Source organism: Cedecea sp. FDAARGOS_727 (assembly GCF_012273235.1).
Lineage (GTDB): Bacteria > Pseudomonadota > Gammaproteobacteria > Enterobacterales > Enterobacteriaceae > Cedecea > Cedecea davisae.
Window position 1 is genome coordinate 763087 of sequence record NZ_CP050966.1, and the last position, 18170, is coordinate 781256.

The 18170-nt window shown below is 54.3% G+C and carries 16 protein-coding genes; 5 read left to right on the forward strand and 11 right to left on the reverse strand.

Annotated elements, in window-relative coordinates:
- Positions 1-47: 47 nt before the first annotated feature.
- Positions 48-509 carry an Lrp/AsnC family transcriptional regulator gene (locus tag FOC35_RS03785; protein ID WP_016535203.1) on the reverse strand — a complete coding sequence of 154 codons (462 nt, stop codon included), beginning with the start codon at positions 507-509 and terminating at the stop codon, positions 48-50.
- A 115-nt stretch (positions 510-624) separates the two neighbouring features.
- Here FOC35_RS03785 and FOC35_RS03790 point away from each other — a divergent pair, with 115 nt between their 5' ends.
- Positions 625-1671 (forward strand): PLP-dependent cysteine synthase family protein, encoded by a 1047-nt coding sequence (locus FOC35_RS03790; RefSeq protein ID WP_172568194.1) that lies wholly within the window; start codon positions 625-627, stop codon positions 1669-1671.
- Positions 1672-1834: 163 nt separating this feature from the next.
- Here the strand turns inward: FOC35_RS03790 and cof are convergent, their stop codons facing one another.
- A complete protein-coding gene (gene cof / locus FOC35_RS03795) occupies positions 1835-2659 on the reverse strand; it encodes an HMP-PP phosphatase (RefSeq protein ID WP_172568195.1) in 825 nt (274 codons plus the stop codon).
- Positions 2660-2753: 94 nt separating this feature from the next.
- On the opposite strand from cof, the gene FOC35_RS03800 reads away from it, so the two are divergent.
- Both FOC35_RS03800 and queC read left to right on the forward strand, forming a co-directional pair.
- Positions 2754-4457 (forward strand): SgrR family transcriptional regulator, encoded by a 1704-nt coding sequence (locus tag FOC35_RS03800; protein WP_172568196.1) that lies wholly within the window; start codon positions 2754-2756, stop codon positions 4455-4457.
- Positions 4458-4533: 76 nt separating this feature from the next.
- Entirely contained in the window at positions 4534-5229 is a 696-nt protein-coding gene (gene queC / locus FOC35_RS03805) for a 7-cyano-7-deazaguanine synthase QueC (RefSeq protein WP_016535199.1), read from the forward strand.
- 36 nt (positions 5230-5265) lie between these two features.
- Here the strand turns inward: queC and FOC35_RS03810 are convergent, their stop codons facing one another.
- From FOC35_RS03810 to bolA, 9 genes are all read right to left on the reverse strand, one after another.
- A complete protein-coding gene (locus FOC35_RS03810) occupies positions 5266-5664 on the reverse strand; it encodes a YbgC/FadM family acyl-CoA thioesterase (protein ID WP_172568197.1) in 399 nt (132 codons plus the stop codon).
- A 131-nt stretch (positions 5665-5795) separates the two neighbouring features.
- Positions 5796-6155: a helix-hairpin-helix domain-containing protein gene (locus FOC35_RS03815; protein WP_172568198.1), complete on the reverse strand. Its 360-nt coding sequence runs from the start codon at positions 6153-6155 to the stop codon at positions 5796-5798.
- A 139-nt stretch (positions 6156-6294) separates the two neighbouring features.
- Positions 6295-8169, reverse strand: coding sequence for a peptidylprolyl isomerase (ppiD, locus tag FOC35_RS03820; RefSeq protein ID WP_016535195.1), 1875 nt, complete (start codon positions 8167-8169; stop codon positions 6295-6297).
- Between the two features lie 235 nt (positions 8170-8404).
- Positions 8405-8677 carry a nucleoid-associated protein HU-beta gene (gene hupB / locus FOC35_RS03825; RefSeq protein ID WP_016535194.1) on the reverse strand — a complete coding sequence of 91 codons (273 nt, stop codon included), beginning with the start codon at positions 8675-8677 and terminating at the stop codon, positions 8405-8407.
- A 211-nt stretch (positions 8678-8888) separates the two neighbouring features.
- The gene (gene lon, locus FOC35_RS03830; RefSeq protein WP_039897971.1) at positions 8889-11243 is read right to left on the reverse strand and encodes an endopeptidase La; all 2355 of its coding nucleotides are present in this window, start codon (positions 11241-11243) and stop codon (positions 8889-8891) included.
- 176 nt (positions 11244-11419) lie between these two features.
- Positions 11420-12694 (reverse strand): ATP-dependent protease ATP-binding subunit ClpX, encoded by a 1275-nt coding sequence (clpX, locus tag FOC35_RS03835; RefSeq protein WP_016535192.1) that lies wholly within the window; start codon positions 12692-12694, stop codon positions 11420-11422.
- 138 nt (positions 12695-12832) lie between these two features.
- Positions 12833-13456: an ATP-dependent Clp endopeptidase proteolytic subunit ClpP gene (gene clpP / locus FOC35_RS03840; protein WP_039897970.1), complete on the reverse strand. Its 624-nt coding sequence runs from the start codon at positions 13454-13456 to the stop codon at positions 12833-12835.
- 296 nt (positions 13457-13752) lie between these two features.
- Positions 13753-15051: a trigger factor gene (gene tig, locus FOC35_RS03845; protein ID WP_016535190.1), complete on the reverse strand. Its 1299-nt coding sequence runs from the start codon at positions 15049-15051 to the stop codon at positions 13753-13755.
- A gap of 351 nt (positions 15052-15402) precedes the next feature.
- A complete protein-coding gene (bolA, locus tag FOC35_RS03850; RefSeq protein ID WP_039897969.1) occupies positions 15403-15720 on the reverse strand; it encodes a transcriptional regulator BolA in 318 nt (105 codons plus the stop codon).
- A gap of 304 nt (positions 15721-16024) precedes the next feature.
- Between bolA and FOC35_RS03855 the strand changes: the two genes are divergently transcribed.
- Complete coding sequence (locus FOC35_RS03855; RefSeq protein WP_016535187.1) at positions 16025-16603, forward strand: lipoprotein; 579 nt, start codon at positions 16025-16027, stop codon at positions 16601-16603.
- Positions 16604-16659: 56 nt separating this feature from the next.
- Positions 16660-18138, forward strand: coding sequence for a muropeptide MFS transporter AmpG (gene ampG, locus FOC35_RS03860; protein WP_172568199.1), 1479 nt, complete (start codon positions 16660-16662; stop codon positions 18136-18138).
- Positions 18139-18170 lie beyond the last annotated feature (32 nt).

Genomic DNA, 18170 nt, shown 5'->3' on the forward strand with positions numbered 1-18170 from the left:
CCCAGAGTAAAAGAGTGAAAAGCTTTAGCGTTCCGCTAATGGCGAACTCATAAAGTTATGGGTAAAGCCGTGGTGTATTTTATCTGTTCCATGGCAAAACTCGAAGTGACATCGCTTAATCCCGGGATGCCGTTGACCAGGCGCTTATAAAAATCGTCATAGCGTTTCATATCCGCCACCTGAACCCGAATCAAATAGTCATATTCGCCTGCCATACGCCAGAAGCCGAGCACTTCGGGCATCGCCTCCACCACCGAGACAAACTTGCAGTACCAGTCGCTGCTGTGCTGCTGGGTTTTAATCAGCACAAAAGCGGTTAGCCCAAGCCCAAGTTTTTCCGGGTCAAGCAGCGCAACTTTGCCGCGAATATAGCCTTCATCTTCCAGCCGTTTTAGTCGCTTCCAGCACGGCGTGGTGGTCAGATTAACGGCATCTGCCAGCGCCTGCAAAGAAAGGGTGCAGTCCTGTTGCAGCATGGAGAGCAGTATACGGTCAATTTTATCTATCACAGCAACATCCGGGAGAAATATTTTCTCTAATGGAAGCGTTAAAAAGGCAAAATGGCAACTTTTTTATCCTCCATTTGCATTACGCTAAGCACAAATTGATAAACGAGTATTTGCCATGACTAACACCTGGGTTAACCACGCTATCAGCGAAATCAACGCCGACTATCAACGCTCTGCGGATACTCATCTTATTCGCCTGGCTTTGCCGGGGTTCCCCGGTATTCAGCTCTACCTGAAAGACGAAAGCACCCATCCAACCGGCAGTCTCAAACACCGCCTGGCGCGCTCGCTGTTTCTGTACGGGCTGTGTAACGGCTGGATCAAAGAAGGCACCACCATTATAGAAGCCTCCTCCGGCTCCACGGCGGTGTCTGAAGCCTACTTTGCTCGTCTGATTGGCCTGCCGTTTATCGCGGTAATGCCCGCGAGCACGGCAAAACGTAAAATAGAGCAGATTGAATTTTATGGCGGCCGCTGTCACTTCGTGGAGAGCGCCTGTGAAATCTATGCGGCCTCGGAAATGCTTGCCCGCGAACTGAACGGCCACTATATGGATCAGTTCACCTATGCCGAGCGCGCAACCGACTGGCGCGGGAATAACAATATTGCCGACAGCATTTTCCGCCAGATGACCCACGAGCCGCATCCGGTCCCGGACTACATCGTCATGAGCGCCGGAACCGGCGGGACTTCCGCAACCATTGGCCGCTATCTGCGATTCCAGGGGCATGACACAAAGCTGGTCGTAGTCGACCCTCAGAATTCGGTGTTTCTTGACTACTGGCAGCAGCGCGACTGCGGCCTGAAAAGCGAAGTGGGCAGCAAAATTGAAGGTATTGGCCGCCCGCGCTGCGAGCCTTCGTTTATCCCGGATGTGATTGACGAGATGATGCGCGTGCCGGATGCCGCAAGTGTCGCCACCATGCGGTGGCTGGAGTCGCAGCTGGGCCGCAAAGTTGGCGCTTCAACCGGCACCAATATGTGGGGCGTACTACAGCTGGCGGCAAGAATGCGTGAAGAAGGCCGCAGCGGCTCAATTGTGACCCTGCTTTGCGACAGCGGAGAGCGCTATCTTGAGACCTACTACAACGCGGAGTGGGTGAAGGCCAATATCGGGGATTTAACACCGTGGTCGGCTGAGATTAGCCAGTTAATCAAATGAATACACTAAATAATTCGAGTTGCAGCCAGGCAGCAAGGGAGTAAATCCCCGGGAGCTTACTTGAGTAAGTGACTGGGGTGCGGGAGCGCAGCTAACGCCGCTGCGGCTTGAAGTATGACGGGTATAAAAAAACCGGGCTTACTATGCCCGGTGCCGTAATGTCTCAGAATTCGGGGGAATAAGTGAGATGTGGAGTGTCCAGCCAGTGCGTCAAATAGTGCGAGACCGCCTGGTTACGGCAATGGCCAATAACCGGCAGATGAGGTAAATCCTCTTTTAGCTGCGCCATGGCATTGCCCATTATCAGGCCGTGCCCTACCGCCGAGAGCATTTCGCGGTCGTTCATCGCGTCGCCAAATGCCATGCAATCTTTCATCGTTAGACCTAAGTGCGCGCTCAGAACGCCGAGCGCCGCGCCTTTATTACTGCCCACCGGCAGCACTTCCAGACAGTCCACCGCAGAGAAGCAGAGGAATGCTTTGTCGCGTAAGGCTTCGTTTAGCTGAATACGCAGACGGCGCAAATCGTCATGGTCTCCGCAGAAGCAAATCTTGGTCACCTGGTGAGAAGGCAAGGTGCGCAGATCAACAATATGTGGCCGGAAGCCGCTGTAAACGTGAGCATGTAGCAGTTCCGGTATTTCCTGCCCGGTCAGCCAGCCGGAATCATTAAAAGCGTGAATACTCGCCTCGGTTTCCCAGTGCCCGTGGAGCACGATTTCTGCCGCCTCGGGAGAGAGATCGTTACGGTGCATCAGCTCGCCTTCCATGCTGTGAATGCGCGTGCCGTTGCCGGTTATCAGGAAGGCATCAAGATCCAATGTCCCGAGAATATGGCGCATCTCCAGCACATGGCGACCCGTCGCAAATGCCAGGGTCATCTCACGCTCTTCGCGCAGGCGTTTCAGCGTATTAAGGGTTGCTTCCCCAAGATGATGGTCGGGCAGCAGCAGCGTGCCGTCCATATCAAATGCAGCCAGACGAGCCATGGTTACTCCAAAGGTTTAGCGGGACCAAAAAAGTATCTCCTGGAATATACGGAACTAATAGTGAATACTTGGGGAAAAATGTTCCGGGTTTTATATGCGACTTCTGAATCGACTCAATCAGTTTCAGCGTTTATGGCAGCCCTCCGGCGGAAAGCCGCAGCAGGTGACGGTCGCCGAGCTGGCCGGGCGCTGCTTTTGTAGCGAGCGCCACGTGCGCACGTTGCTCAACCAGCTACAGGATGCGGGCTGGCTTAGCTGGCACTCGCAGTCCGGGCGCGGCAAGCGCGGTGAGCTGACTTTCCTGGTTTCACCGCAGAGCGTCCGCTCCGGCATGATGGAGCAGGTGCTGGATAAAGGTCAGCATCAGAATGCCCTGGAACTGGCCCAGCTGGCACCTGAACAGCTGCGCCAGCTGCTACAGCCGTTTTTGGGCGGGCAGTGGCAAAACGATGTTCCCACCCTGCGCATCCCCTATTACCGCCCGCTTGAGCCGGTGCAGCCGGGATTCCTGCCGGGCCGCGCGGAACAGCATCTTGCCGGGCAGGTTTTTGCGGGCCTGACCCGATTTACCCGGGAAAGCGCACAGCCTCAGCCCGACCTTGCTCACCACTGGCAGGTGTCCGGCAACGGCCTGTGCTGGGACTTTTTTATTCGCTCGACGTTGCACTGGCATAACGGCGAGCCGGTAGAAACCTACCAGCTACAGCAGCGGCTTCTGATGCTGCTTGAGCAGCCTGCTTTGCGGCGGCTATTTATCAGCGTGAAGGGGATTGAATTGCCCCACGCGCAATGCCTGCGCTTTGTTCTTCACCGCCCGGATAACTGGCTGGCACACCGGCTTGCCAGCTATTGCAGCCGACTTGCCCACCCGCAGGATACGCAGCTTGGCTGCGGACCGTTCCGCATTGCCAGCTTTAAAGAAAGCCTGGTGCGGCTTGAAAGTTTTGAAAGCTACCACCTGCGCCACCCGTTGCTAAAAGCCATTGAATATTGGATAACCCCGCAGCTGTTTGAAACCACTCTCGGCACCAGTTGCCTTCACCCGGTGCAGATAGCGATTGGCCAGCAGGATGAGCTGGAAAACCTGCGCCCGGTCAGCAGCAGTATTAGCCTTGGGTTCTGCTATCTGGCGATTAAACCGGAGGGGCGGCTTAACGCCGGGCAGGCCAGAACTATCATGCAAATCGTGCGCGAGCCGGAAATGATAGCCACCCTGCCGCTCAACAGCGCCCTGATCACGCCAAACACAGAAATGATCCCCGGCTGGCAAGTCCCCGACTGGGAGCAGCATCAGGCGGTTAAATTACCCGAGAAGCTCACGCTGGTTTACCATTTGCCGGTAGAACTTCACGCTATGGCACAGCAGCTTAAGCGCTACCTTGCGGAGCGCGGCTGCGAACTTACCGTCATTTTCCACGATGCAAAAACCTGGGCTGGCTGCCAGCATCTGGCCGAAGCGGATATGGTAATGGGCGACCGGCTGATTGGCGAAGCGCCGGAGTACACGCTGGAGCAGTGGCTGCGCAGCGACGTGCTTTGGCCTAACCTGCTTAACGCCAGCCGCTACGCTCACCTCCAGGCGACGCTGGATGCGGTGCAGGTTTATATCCGCGAACCGGAGCGCTACGACGGCCTGAAAGAGGTCTTTCATGGCCTGATGCGCGACGCCATCGTGACGCCGCTGTTTAATTACCGCTACCAGATTAGCGCTCCGCCCGGCGTCAACGGCATTGAGCTGAACGCCTGGGGCTGGTTCGATTTTAGCGAAGCCTGGCTGCCGCCTCCGGGAATGGCATGAAGAAGCTGGTTCGTGTCGTACAGGGGCGTTACCATAGCGCCCTTTCGGATAACTCTTGTGAATGACAGGATAAATAATGAAACGTACAGTCGTGGTTTTCAGCGGCGGGCAGGACTCCACCACCTGCCTGATTCAGGCATTACAGCAATATGATGAAGTGCACTGCGTAACGTTTGATTATGGCCAGCGCCATCGCGCGGAGATAGACGTTGCCCAAAAACTGGCATTGAAACTGGGCGCCCGTGCCCACAAAGTGCTGGATGTCACCTTGCTGAATGAACTGGCGGTTAGCAGCCTGACCCGTGACAGCATTCCGGTGCCGGGCTACAACCCTCATGATGACGGTATTCCAAGCACCTTCGTGCCGGGGCGTAATATCCTGTTCCTGACGCTGGCGGCTATTTACGCGTATCAGGTTGAAGCCGAGTCCGTAATAACCGGCGTATGTGAAACCGATTTTTCCGGCTACCCGGACTGCCGAGACGAATTTGTTAAGGCGCTAAACCATGCGGTAAGCCTCGGCATGGCGCGGGACATTCGCTTTGAAACGCCGCTGATGTGGCTGGATAAAGCAGAAACCTGGGCGCTGGCGGACTACTGGCAGCACCTGGAAACCATTCGCCACGAAACGTTGACCTGCTACAACGGCATTCAGGGCGACGGCTGCGGCGAATGTGCGGCCTGTAACCTGCGCGCCAATGGCCTTAACCACTACCAGGCCAACAAGCCTGCGGTGATGGCGGCAATGAAGCAAAAAACCGGCCTGAAATAAGCGTAACGGGCGTGGTTAATGCCACGCCCTGCATGCCTAGCCCATTATCTGCTCAAGCTGCTCGCGCAGTTCCCCTTCAAGCGGTAACGCCTTCTGCGTTTTTAAGTCGATGCAGACGAAAGTCAGCAGCGCGTCGGCAACGGCTTCACCTTCCGGCTCCAGCGTCACGACCTGGCTGAGCACGCCGCTTTTCCCGTTCAACTGGTGCAGCTTGCTGTCAATGCGCAGCAGGTCGCCCAACACCGCCGGGCGGCGGTAGCTGATATTGATATTCACCACGATAAAAGCGATGTTGCGCGCCGTCATCCACTGAAAGCCGGTGGTCTTTTCCAGCCACTCCCAGCGGGCCTCTTCCAGGAACTCAAGATAGCGGGCGTTGTTAACGTGTTGGTAGACATCCATATGATATCCACGAACTTTGATATGTGTTTGCATAGCGCGAAACCCTTGTACTTTCTTTGTTGTAATAAGGTGAGGTAAACGAGGCCATACCCGAAACAACTGGTATGACCTCTAACTCAGCGTAGCAAACTTTTCCCTTCAGGTGGAAGCGTGAGCACGTAAACTCAAAGTTTTATGCGACCCAGATTACGCTCTACCAGCGAAGCGCCCATTCCAGGCACTTCCTGAAGCTGATCCAGCGTTTTAAAAGGCCCGAACTCGGTGCGATAACTGACGATGGCCTGCGCCTTCTTAAGGCCGACCCCATTCATGCTGCTGGCAAGCTCCTCCGCCGAGGCACGGTTGATGCTGACCAGCGTCTCCGCCTGCGCGCCCGGTTTAGCCGCCGGAGCCGTTTTAGTGGATGATTGAGTAGATGAAGCCTGAGGGGCATCCGCCTTTTCAGGCGCGGCCTGTACCGAAGTAAAACCCGCAAGGCCCGCCAGAGCGAGAGAAAAATAGAGCGCTTTGATTCCTGATGTCATGCTGTGTCCTCCATGTATGTTGACAGCGAGGCCACCCTACAAGAGCGAAGAAACAGCAACAAACGTCAATATTCAAAAATGGAAAAGGCCGCGAAAGCGGCCTTTGGGAATTACACTGCGTTGCAAAAATTTGCGAGCATTACTGCTGTTGGTCGATGATATCGCCCAGTTTGATCTTCGCTTCTTTACGCAGGTTGGACATCAAAGCTTCGAAGGCAATTTGTGCGTTGTTCTGGGTGATGCCCTGAACCATCGCTTTCTTCTGCTCTTCCGGCATTGAGCCCGCTTTCACTTCGTCCAGAGACAGCAGCACCACGTTGCCCTGCATATCGTTGGCTACGCCATAGCTCGGCTTGTCTTTAGCCGGCAGAGGCAGCGCAAACGCAGCCTGGCTGACAGGATCCTGACCGGTGCGGCTCAGGGTTTTAGCCTCGCCGAAGCTCAGGCCAGCGGCCTTCATTTCGTCAGTGCCTTTACCCTGTTTCAGAGCGGTGAGCAGTTTGTCGGCGTCCAGCTTAGCCTGCTGCTCGGCTTTCTGCTGCTTAACCGCAGCGATAACCTGGTCACGAACTTCAGCCAGCGGTTTAACCGCCTCGGCTTTATGTTCGGTCACGCGCAGCACGAAGGCGCGGTCGCCGTCCACGGTGATGATGTCAGAGTTGCTGCCTGGCGTGCCGTTTTCGCCTACCAGACCGCCGCTAAAGATAGCATCGGCAACCGGCTTGAAGTTCAGCTCGGCAGGCAGGTTATCGTGACCAAACCAGCCGGTTTCAACCGCCTTCACGCCCGCAACTTTCTCTGCACCTGCCAGAGATTCGTTTTCGTTGCTTGCCGCATCGCTTACCTTCTGCTGTAGCGCGTAATAAGCATCAACCGCTTTTTCCTGCTTCACTTTATCAACGATGCTGGCGCGCACTTCTGCCAGTGGTTTTTCAACCGCCGGCTGAATGTCGTCCAGGCGCACAATCAGGAAGCCAACGGAAGATTTAACCACGCCGGAAAGCTGGCCTTTGTCCTTCAGCCCGGCGTTTTTCAGTTCGTCCGGAGTGGTGGAAGCTTCCAGCCAGCCCATGTCGCCGCCGTTACGCGCGGAGATAATGTCGGCAGACTTCGCTTTAGCCAGTGCGGCAAAGTCACCGCCTTTGCTCAGCTCGTCGAGAATCGCTTTGGCTTCATCTTCGGTTTTGGTCTGGATAACGCTGTAGCGGTTACGCTGCGGCTGGGTGAATTCGTCTTTATGCTGGTCATAGTAAGACTGAATATCCGCGTCGCTGGCATCTTCCTGCATAGAGGCAGCGTCCAGCTTGATGTAGCTGACCTTAAACTGCTCAGGCGTGATGTAGCGGTTTTTATTCTGCTCGTAGTTAGCGTTGATTTCCTGCTCGGAGGCTTCCTGCTTCGCAGCCAGGGCCTGAACGTTAATCGTTGCCTGACGAACCACGCGCTGCTGGGAAACCAGCGCCGCCAGCTCGTCGGTTTCGCCGGTGAGCATAAAGTCGGTTCCAACTACGGCTTTGATCAGCTGGTCGGTGGTGAGCTGGTTGCGCAGCGCCTGAGCGTACTGGTCAGCCGTCATCCCCATATTGCCGATTATCGCGTTATAGCGGGCGTTATCGAATTTACCGTTATTCTGGAAGGCAGGTTGGCTGAAGATAGCCATTTTGACCTGTTCGTCGCTGATAGCGAGGCCGAGATGTTTGGCGTACTGGTCAAGCAGCGATTCGTCAATCAGCTGGTTAAGCACCTGCTGGCGCATCTGCTTCATGTAGCCTTCGTTGGCCGCAAGCTCAGAGAACTGATCGCCCAGCTGCTGCTGCTGGCGGTTACGCTCGTTAGCAACGGCGTTCTCGAACTGGCCGCGACCGATCTCCTGGCCATTTACTTTTGCGGCATAATTATTGTTACCGCCAGTCAGGTAGCTACCCACGCCAGTCAGAACGAATGACAAGATAATCAAACCCAGAATGATCTTGAGCACGACGTGGTTAGCCGCCGCTCGTAAATTGTCCATCATGGTGTAACAACACTCCGCTGTAGTATGACTTGGTAAACCTGCGCAGGCGCTAAGCTGGCATCCTTAGAAACTCGAGCTGCCCACTGCTGCGCGCAAAGGCGTATTGTGACAAGAAACCCGCTGCAAATCATCAACAGCGAGTAAAATTCAGCTTCAGGCAATAAAAAAGGCACATCAAACGATGCGCCCCTGCGATACCTGACACCATATACCCCAGCCAATCGGGGCTAATAAATCAGTTAACAGCGTCTTTCAGCGCCTTACCAGCACGGAAGCCTGGTACTTTTGCTGCGGCGATGGTGATTTCTTTGCCGGTTTGAGGGTTACGGCCGGTACGGGCTGCACGCTCTTTAACCGCAAAAGTACCAAAACCTACCAGTGCTACGTCTTCTCCGGCCTGCAGAGATTCAGTAACAGAAGCAATAACAGCATCTAATGCACGTCCAGCCGCGGCTTTAGAAATATCAGCACCTGCGGCAATTTTGTCTATCAGTTGAGATTTATTCACTCTTCTCTTCCTCTCTTTATAATTTATATCGCACCTGATGTCCCTCAGAGTGCGACCGCGCAGCAGTTATAACAGGCTCGTCATGCCCTTACAACAGGAGTTGTGGGGGATAAGCTTAAGCCAGCAACTAAATTAGCGACACAAAAAAAAGCTGGCAAGTGACAATTCACCTACCAGCCCCTATTTTATTGACTGTATTTGCGTCAGGTCACTATTTTGCGGTTACAACCTGCATTCCGTAAGGCTCATTCTGCAATGCGAGGGTCAGAACCTCTTCGATACGCTTCACAGGATGAATTGTCAGATCGGCAATCACGTTATCCGGGATCTCTTCCAGATCGCGTTTATTGTCGTCCGGGATAAGCACGGTTTTGATGCCGCCACGGTGAGCTGCCAGCAGTTTCTCTTTCAGGCCGCCAATCGGCAGAACCTGGCCACGCAGGGTAATTTCACCGGTCATCGCCACGTCGGCACGAACCGGGTTACCCGTCAGGCAAGAAACCAGCGCGGTACACATTGCGATACCGGCACTTGGGCCATCCTTCGGCGTAGCGCCTTCCGGGACGTGAACGTGAATGTCGCGTTTCTCGTAGAAGTCGCCGTTGATACCCAGCTTCTCGGCACGAGCGCGCACCACGGTCAGCGCGGCCTGGATAGACTCCTGCATCACTTCACCCAGCGAGCCGGTGTAGGTCAGTTTACCTTTACCCGGTACGCAGGCGGTTTCAATGGTCAGCAGGTCGCCGCCCACTTCGGTCCATGCAAGGCCAGTCACCTGCCCTACGCGGTTTTCGCTGTCGGCGCGACCGTAATCAAAGCGCTGTACCCCGAGGAAGTCCTTCAGGTTGTCGCCGTTGATTTCGATGTGCTTGAGCGTTTTGTCCAGCAGCAGCTGTTTCACCGCTTTACGGCACAGTTTCGAGATTTCACGCTCGAGGCTACGCACGCCCGCTTCACGGGTGTAATAGCGAATGATGCCGCTAATCGCGCTATCATCCACCGTCAGCTCGCCTTTTTTCAGCGCATTACGCTCAATCTGCTTCGGCAGCAGGTGCTGTTTGGCAATGTTCAGTTTTTCATCTTCGGTATAACCGGACAGACGAATCACTTCCATACGGTCCAGCAGCGGTGCCGGGATGTTCATGGAGTTAGAGGTCGCCACAAACATCACGTCGCTGAGGTCGTAATCCACTTCCAGATAGTGGTCGTTAAACGCCACGTTCTGTTCTGGATCAAGCACCTCCAGCAAAGCAGATGCCGGGTCGCCGCGCATGTCAGACGACATTTTGTCGATTTCATCCAGCAGGAACAGCGGGTTTTTAACCCCGACTTTAGCCATCTTCTGAATCAGTTTACCCGGCATTGAGCCGATGTAAGTCCGGCGGTGACCGCGAATTTCCGCTTCGTCACGCACGCCGCCCAGCGCCATACGAATGTATTTGCGACCGGTCGCTTTTGCAATGGACTGACCCAGAGAGGTTTTACCCACCCCCGGCGGCCCTACCAGGCACAGAATTGGGCCTTTCAGTTTGTTAACGCGGCTTTGAACTGCAAGATACTCAAGGATGCGATCTTTAACGCGTTCGAGGCCGTAGTGGTCGGTATCAAGGATTTCCTGCGCCTGACGCAGATCTTTTTTGACCTTGCTGCGGGCGTTCCACGGAACCTGAACCATCCAGTCAATGTAGCCGCGCACCACGGTTGCTTCCGCGGACATTGGCGACATCATTTTCAGCTTTTGCAGCTCGGCTTCGGTTTTCTCGCGCGCTTCTTTCGGCATTTTCGCCGCATCAATTTTGCGTTTCAGCGCTTCGTTTTCGTCCGGCGCGTCGTCCATCTCGCCAAGTTCTTTCTGAATGGCTTTCATTTGCTCGTTCAGATAGTACTCGCGCTGGCTTTTTTCCATCTGCTTTTTGACGCGGTTGCGAATGCGTTTCTCAACCTGCAGCAGATCGATTTCCGACTCCATCATCGCCATCAGGTATTCAAGACGCTCGTTGATATCGGACATTTCCAGCACTGACTGCTTGTCCGAAAGTTTGAGCGGCATATGCGCGGCGATGGTGTCGGCCAGACGTGCAGGATCGTCAATGCTATTGAGCGACGTCAGCACTTCCGGCGGGATCTTTTTGTTCAGTTTGATATAGCCTTCAAACTGATTAATTGCGGTGCGTACCAGCACTTCCTGCTCGCGCTCTTCAATCGCCGGCGAGTTCAGGTACTCTGCCTGGGCAGAGAAGTGGTCGCCGTTGTCAGAAAGCGCGGTGATACGAGCACGCTGCAGGCCTTCGACCAGCACTTTTACCGTGCCGTCAGGCAGTTTCAGCATCTGCAAAATAGACGCGACGGTGCCTACCGTGAACAGGTCGTTAACACCCGGCTCATCCGTCGAAGCCTCTTTTTGCGCCACCAGCATGATTTTTTTATCATGGTCCATCGCAGCTTCCAGGCAGCGAATGGATTTTTCACGCCCGACAAACAGTGGGATAACCATGTGCGGATAAACCACCACATCGCGCAACGGCAATACGGGGATTTCAATGCGTTCAGAACGCTCAGGATTCATAGAGCTCTCTCTTAGTTTAATGTCCGCCAGGTGATTAGGTGAACGCTTCAGCTCCACCAATAAGTAAATCAGTATATGGGGATGTTTCCCGCACATTCAACGGCAGGAATGACGGAAAAATAAATGGGGGATAAAATCCCCCATTTTTTTATTAACTGACTGGTTATTCTGGCGAATTATTCACCGGATGCCTGCTGGGCTTCCGGCTTGCCGTAAATTAATAGCGGCTTGGACTGGCCGGCAATCACGGACTCGTCAATCACCACTTTTTCCACGTCATCCATGGACGGCAAGTCATACATGGTGTCCAGCAGCGCGCCTTCAACGATGGAACGCAGGCCGCGAGCGCCGGTTTTACGGATCATCGCTTTTTTGGCAATCGCGTCCAGCGCTTCGTCGCGGAACTCCAGCTCAACGCCTTCAAGATTGAACAATGCCTGATACTGTTTGGTCAGAGCATTTTTCGGCTCTTTCAGGATCTGGATCAGCGCGTCTTCGCTCAACTCGCTCAGGGTTGCCACAACCGGCAGACGACCGATGAACTCAGGAATAAGACCGAATTTGATCAAATCTTCCGGCTCCACCTGGCCCAGCAGCTGGCCTTCGCTGGCTTTTTCGGACTTCGCTTTTACCGTTGCGCCAAAACCAATGCCGGAGCCGGTTTCAACGCGGTTAGCGATGACTTTATCAAGCCCTGCAAATGCGCCGCCGCAGATAAACAGGATCTTGGAGGTATCAACCTGCAGGAATTCCTGCTGCGGATGCTTACGCCCACCCTGAGGTGGAACGGCAGCCACGGTGCCTTCAATCAGCTTCAGCAGCGCCTGCTGTACGCCTTCACCGGACACGTCGCGGGTGATAGACGGGTTGTCAGATTTGCGGGAGATTTTGTCAATCTCATCGATATAAACGATACCGCGCTGTGCTTTCTGCACATCGTAGTCGCATTTCTGCAGCAGTTTCTGAATGATGTTTTCAACGTCTTCACCCACGTAACCGGCTTCGGTCAGCGTGGTAGCATCGGCCATGGTAAAAGGTACATCCAGCAGGCGAGCCAGGGTTTCCGCCAGCAGCGTTTTGCCGCTACCGGTTGGGCCAATCAGCAGGATGTTACTTTTACCCAGCTCAACGCCGTTGGCGCTGTCGCTGTTGCGCAGACGCTTGTAGTGGTTGTAAACCGCAACGGCCAGCACTTTCTTGGCCTGCTCCTGCCCGATAACATAGTCATCAAGGTGGTTGCGGATTTCATGCGGAGTTGGCAGCGCACTGCGTTCGCGGTGCGGTGCAACTTCTTTAATCTCTTCGCGAATGATGTCGTTACATAAATCGACACACTCATCGCAGATATACACTGACGGCCCGGCAATCAGCTTACGCACTTCATGCTGGCTTTTGCCGCAAAAAGAGCAGTACAGCAGTTTGCCTGAACCGTCTTTGCGCTTATCTGTCATCAGTAAAACCTCTTCTCTGTTTCTTTATGCTACCACCGGCAGCACAAGTGCCATTCTACGGCGCAGCCGATATTGAAGCATCAGTTCGGGCCGCTACATTCACTATCACTATAGTATAACGGCCCGCAGCTTCGGGCATTAGTTACGGTGAGTCAGGATCGAATCGACTAAACCATACTCTACCGCCTCACTGGCGGAGAGGAAACGATCGCGCTCGGTGTCTTTTTCGATTTGATCGAGTGATTTGCCGGTATGTTCAGCCATCAGCTCATTCATGCGCGCTTTCACTTTCAGGATTTCACGGGCGTGGATTTCGATATCCGTCGCCTGGCCCTGATAGCCGCCCAGCGGCTGGTGAATCATTACGCGGGAGTTAGGCAGGCAGAAACGCTTACCTTTAGCCCCGGCGGTCAGCAGGAACGCGCCCATTGAACAGGCCTGGCCCATACAAATGGTGCTCACATCCGGCTTGATAAATTTCATGGTGTCGTAAATCGACATCCCGGCGGTAATTACGCCACCCGGTGAGTTAATGTAGAGATAGATATCTTTCTCCGGGTTTTCTGCTTCCAGAAACAGCATCTGCGCCACAATCAGGTTAGCCATATGATCTTCTACCTGGCCGGTCAGGAAGATGACGCGTTCCTTGAGCAGACGGGAGTAGATATCGTATGAACGTTCGCCGCGGGATGTTTGCTCAACAACCATCGGCACCAGGGCCATATGGGGTGCTAATTGATCTCGTTCGCCACTGTATGACATGTCCGTCTCCTGGAGTAATTTTGCCTACTGTACTGATTCTACTTGAGACGCAGGATATTGACTATGTTCCTTGCGCCGATTCTGGACGGAGTCAGTCAGGGATTGTTAATGGAACCTCACCCGAGTTATGGGGATGATTTGCCCTGTTTCAAGCATAACAACCTTTTCTTGATACGCTAACCCTGCAAAGGCGATTTATTGATGGCTTATCGTGTGCTTTAGCGATAAAAAAAGCCCGCCACCTGAAGGTGACGGGCCTGATGCTTCAGTTTTTGGCTAACTTGCCAAAATCAGGCTTACGCCTGCTGGTTCATCAGCTCGCTGAAGCTGGTGGCTTTTTCAGACACTTTAGCTTTAGACAGAACCGCTTCAACAGCCTGCTCTTCCAGAGCCACGTTACGCATGTTGTCCATCAGCTCTTTGTTTTTGCTGTAGAACTCGATGACTTCAGTCGGATCTTCGTAGGCAGAAGCCATTTCTTCGATCAGACCTTTAACGCGGTCTTCGTCAGCTTTCAGCTCGTGGGTACGAATCACTTCGCCCAGCAGCAGACCAACCACTACGCGGCGTTTAGCCTGCTCTTCGAACAGCTCACGAGGCAGCTCCAGAGCCTGCTTCTCGTTACCGCCGAAGCGCTGTGCAGCCTGGCGACGCAGAACGTCGATTTCGCTGTCGATCAGCGCAGCTGGAACGTCGATGTTGTTGGCGTTAACCAGACCGTCGATTGCCTGAGACTTAATGCGGTTACGCACTGCGCCTTTCAGCTCGCGATCCATGTTTTTACGCACTTCGGTGCGCAGGCCAGCAACGGAGCCATCTTCAACGCCGAAACGTTTGATGAACTCTTCGGTGAATTCCGGCAGTTCGCGCTCTTCAACTTTCTTCAGAACGATATCGAACTTGGCTGCTTTACCTTTCAGGTTTTCAGCGTGGTAATCTTCCGGGAAGGTCACTTCGATAGTGAATTCTTCGCCAGCTTTGTGGCCAACGATACCGTCTTCAAAGCCCGGGATCATGCGGCCCTGGCCCATTGCCAGCACGAAGTCAGAGGCTTTGCCGCCTTCGAACACTTCGCCGTCAACGGAACCGGTGAAATCGATGGTTACGCGATCTTCTGCAGTCGCAGCCGCTTCGCTTTCTTTCCAGGTCGCCTGCTGCTTACGCAGGGTGTCCAGCATCGCGTCAACGTCTTCGTCAGTCACGTCAACAACCGGTTTTTCAACTTCGATTGCTTCCAGACCCTGCAGCTCAACTTCCGGGTACACTTCGAACTCTACGGAGTAGGTGAAGTCTTCGCCCAGTTTGTATTCGCCCGGAACGTAGTTCGGTGCGCCAGCCGGATTGATCTTCTCTTTGATGATCGCATCAATGAAGTTGCGGCTCATCAGCTCGCCCAGCACGTCCTGACGAACGGAAGCACCGTAGCGCTGCTCAACGACGGTCATCGGCACTTTGCCTTTACGGAAGCCGTCAATACGAACTTTTTTTGCCACGTTGACCAGCTCGCTTTTTACAGCGGTTTCGATGCTGTCTGCAGCGATAGTAATCGTGAGACGGCGGCCAAGGCCCTGAGTGGTTTCAACTGAAACTTGCATCTTGTTACCTCAAAAAATCACAGTGCTCGGTCAACTCCGGAAGCCCAGATGGCTTCACAGAACCAGGATGTTCTCTGAATCAGAAACACATTCCTTGTCGTCAGAATCATCCCGAAGACATTCCGAAAAATAAGACGCAGCATTATAGCGGCATCGCTGGGGTGAGTCGAGAACGGCAATAGCGCGCGGCTGCGGCCTTTTTCACACTTCTCTGTCATTTATTCTTTTTTGCCTGCCCCTGCCGGGGTGCCGGACAAAACAAAACGGCCCGCAGGCCGTTTTTTTAAAACGCAGTATACATACCGCAACATAACGGAAAAGTTCCCTTAGTTGCAAACGCTTAGCGGTAAATCAGGCGATGCTGCCTGCTCCGCGACAGTTCGGCGAGGCAAACACCGTATCCTGCAGCCCCTCCCACTCTTTAATGGTGTAGGTATGCAGCGCAAGTGCGTGCACCGGGCCTGCCAGCTCTTCGCTTAATGTGCCATAAATCATACGATGCCGGTTTAAAAAGCGCTCGCCAACAAAGCGATCGCTAACCAGAACCACTTTAAAATGGCTTTCGGAGCCCGCCGGAACGTTGTGACGATAGCTTTCATCCACGACTTCCAGGTACGCGGGGGTAAATGCGGCTTTTAACTTCTCTTCTATCTGCTCGCGTATCAGCATGAACTTTCTCCTCGACAACGTAGAGATGCCACTCATCCCTTTAAATGTTAGCCGCTTTTAGCCAGCTTTTAATCCAAACACAACAAAAATTTAGCTTTCGCGAGCCTTTGCGGGTCAGACCTCTGAAGAGTCATGCATTTAAGGCACTAAAAGCGCCTGATGTTGTCAGAAGGAGTTGCTGCGGTTCAGAAATAATGCAACGCGATGAAATTCCGTGCGTTAAGCACTTCCCCTGAACGGCCGCAGTGTTATGATGGCGTGATTTTTTATCAGCCTGCCCTTTGAGTACATTGAGAAAGCGAACATGTTAAAAAAATTACTTTTCCCGCTGGTTGCCATGTTTATGCTGGCCAGCTGTGCTACACCGCCAACCACCATTGAAGTTTCGCCAAAAATTACGCTGCCGCAGCAGGATCCAAGCCTGATGGGCGTAACGCTGAGCATCAACGGTGCCGACCAGCGTACCGACCAGGCGCTGGCAAAAGTCACTCGTGACAACCAGTTGGTCACCTTGACTCCATCCCGCGACCTGCGCTTCCTGCTGCAAGAAGTGCTGGAAAAACAGATGACCGCGCGCGGGTATATGATTGGACCAAGCAGCCCGGTTGACCTGCAGATCATCGTTAACCAGCTGTATGCGGACGTTTCCCAGGGCAACGTGCGCTACAACATCGCCACTAAAGCGGACATCTCGATTATTGCTACCGCCAAAAACGGCAACAAGATGACCAAAAACTACCGCTCCAACTACAACGTTGAGGGTGCGTTCCAGGCCACCAATAAAAATATCGCCGATGCGGTTAACTCCGTACTGACCGATACCATTGCTGATATGGCTCAGGACACCAGCGTTCACGACTTTATCAAACAGAACGCTCGTTAATTTTTGCCCCGTTGGCCCGCTCGCGCGGGCCAACAACAGAGTTTGTACAATCCCCCATGTCCAATCATTATCTGCGCATCTTTCAGCAGCCGAAATCAGCTATTTTACTGATCCTTGGCTTCGCGTCCGGCCTCCCCCTGGCGCTGACCTCCGGTACGTTACAAGCCTGGATGACGGTCGAAAACATCGACCTGAAAACCATCGGTTTTTTCTCGCTCGTCGGCCAGGCCTACGTCTTTAAATTTCTTTGGTCGCCGGTCATGGACCGCTATACGCCCCCGCTGCTCGGGCGGCGTCGCGGCTGGCTGTTAATTACGCAAATTCTGTTGTTGGTGGCGATAGCCGCCATGGGCTTCCTTGAACCTGCTTCTCAGCTACGCTGGATGGCCGCATTGGCGGTGATAATCGCCTTCTGCTCCGCTTCTCAGGATATTGTATTTGATGCCTGGAAAACCGACGTGCTCTCCGCCGAGGAGCGCGGCACCGGGGCGGCGATAAGCGTTCTCGGCTACCGCCTTGCGATGCTGGTTTCCGGCGGGCTTGCGCTGTGGATAGCGGACCGCTATTTGGGCTGGCAGGCCACCTACTGGCTGATGGCCGCCCTGCTGGTACCCTGTATTATTGCGACCTTTTTGGCACCCGAGCCCACGGACGCCATTCCGGTGCCCAAAAGCCTGGAACGTGCCGTGGTTGAGCCGCTGCGGGACTTCTTTGGCCGCAATAACGCCTGGCTGATTTTGCTGTTAATTGTGCTTTATAAGCTGGGCGACGCCTTTGCCATGAGCCTCACCACCACTTTCCTTATCCGTGGCGTAGGATTTGATGCGGGCGAAGTGGGCATGGTGAATAAAACCCTCGGCCTGTGCGCCACCATCGTCGGCGCGCTGCTCGGCGGGATGCTGATGCAAAAGTTGACCCTGTTCCGTGCATTGCTGATTTTCGGCATCTTGCAGGGCGTGTCCAATGCCGGTTACTGGCTGCTGTCGGTTACCGATAAAGATATCATTACTATGGCAAGCGCGGTGTTCCTCGAGAACCTGTGCGGCGGTATGGGGACAGCCGCTTTCGTCGCGCTGCTGATGACCCTGTGCAATAAGTCATTTTCCGCCACCCAGTTTGCCCTGCTGTCCGCCCTGTCCGCCGTGGGCCGCGTGTATGTCGGGCCGATAGCGGGATGGTTTGTTGAGGCGCACGGCTGGCCGACTTTCTATCTGTTCTCTGTGGTCGCCGCGGTGCCGGGCATTCTTTTGCTGCTGGTCTGCAAACGCACGCTGGAATTTACCCAGCAAACCGAACGCTTTATGCCACGCAGCGAATTCGCTTCGGCCTACCGCCTCGCCCTGCGCGCGCTGAGCTTCGGCTGCCTGCTGCTGGCGGCCTGGCTGCTGGTGGTCATCAGCAATGCCCTCGGGTTCACCGAGTGGGAATTCGGCGTGCAACTGCTGGAATGGGGCGCTCTGTTCGCCATCGGTGGGATTTTGTTTGGCGGAGTGCTGGACTTCCTGGCATTGCGCAAAACCGCCTTGCTCGGATAAAAAAGGGCGGTCGCCCGCCCCTTCGAAGAGAA

What these genes read in the sequence shown, in the direction of transcription:
- FOC35_RS03790 (WP_172568194.1), top strand. Translation starts at nt 625, where the DNA reads ATGACTAACACCTGGGTTAACCACGCTATCAGCGAAATCAACGCCGAC.
- lon (WP_039897971.1), bottom strand. Translation starts at nt 11,243, where the DNA reads ATGAATCCTGAGCGTTCTGAACGCATTGAAATCCCCGTATTGCCGTTG.
- bolA (WP_039897969.1), bottom strand. Translation starts at nt 15,720, where the DNA reads ATGCTGATACGCGAGCAGATAGAAGAGAAGTTAAAAGCCGCATTTACC.
- clpP (WP_039897970.1), bottom strand. Translation starts at nt 13,456, where the DNA reads ATGTCATACAGTGGCGAACGAGATCAATTAGCACCCCATATGGCCCTG.
- FOC35_RS03810 (WP_172568197.1), bottom strand. Translation starts at nt 5,664, where the DNA reads ATGCAAACACATATCAAAGTTCGTGGATATCATATGGATGTCTACCAA.
- queC (WP_016535199.1), top strand. Translation starts at nt 4,534, where the DNA reads ATGAAACGTACAGTCGTGGTTTTCAGCGGCGGGCAGGACTCCACCACC.
- cof (WP_172568195.1), bottom strand. Translation starts at nt 2,659, where the DNA reads ATGGCTCGTCTGGCTGCATTTGATATGGACGGCACGCTGCTGCTGCCC.
- FOC35_RS03855 (WP_016535187.1), top strand. Translation starts at nt 16,025, where the DNA reads ATGTTAAAAAAATTACTTTTCCCGCTGGTTGCCATGTTTATGCTGGCC.
- ppiD (WP_016535195.1), bottom strand. Translation starts at nt 8,169, where the DNA reads ATGATGGACAATTTACGAGCGGCGGCTAACCACGTCGTGCTCAAGATC.
- FOC35_RS03815 (WP_172568198.1), bottom strand. Translation starts at nt 6,155, where the DNA reads ATGACATCAGGAATCAAAGCGCTCTATTTTTCTCTCGCTCTGGCGGGC.
- FOC35_RS03800 (WP_172568196.1), top strand. Translation starts at nt 2,754, where the DNA reads ATGCGACTTCTGAATCGACTCAATCAGTTTCAGCGTTTATGGCAGCCC.
- tig (WP_016535190.1), bottom strand. Translation starts at nt 15,051, where the DNA reads ATGCAAGTTTCAGTTGAAACCACTCAGGGCCTTGGCCGCCGTCTCACG.
- ampG (WP_172568199.1), top strand. Translation starts at nt 16,660, where the DNA reads ATGTCCAATCATTATCTGCGCATCTTTCAGCAGCCGAAATCAGCTATT.
- clpX (WP_016535192.1), bottom strand. Translation starts at nt 12,694, where the DNA reads ATGACAGATAAGCGCAAAGACGGTTCAGGCAAACTGCTGTACTGCTCT.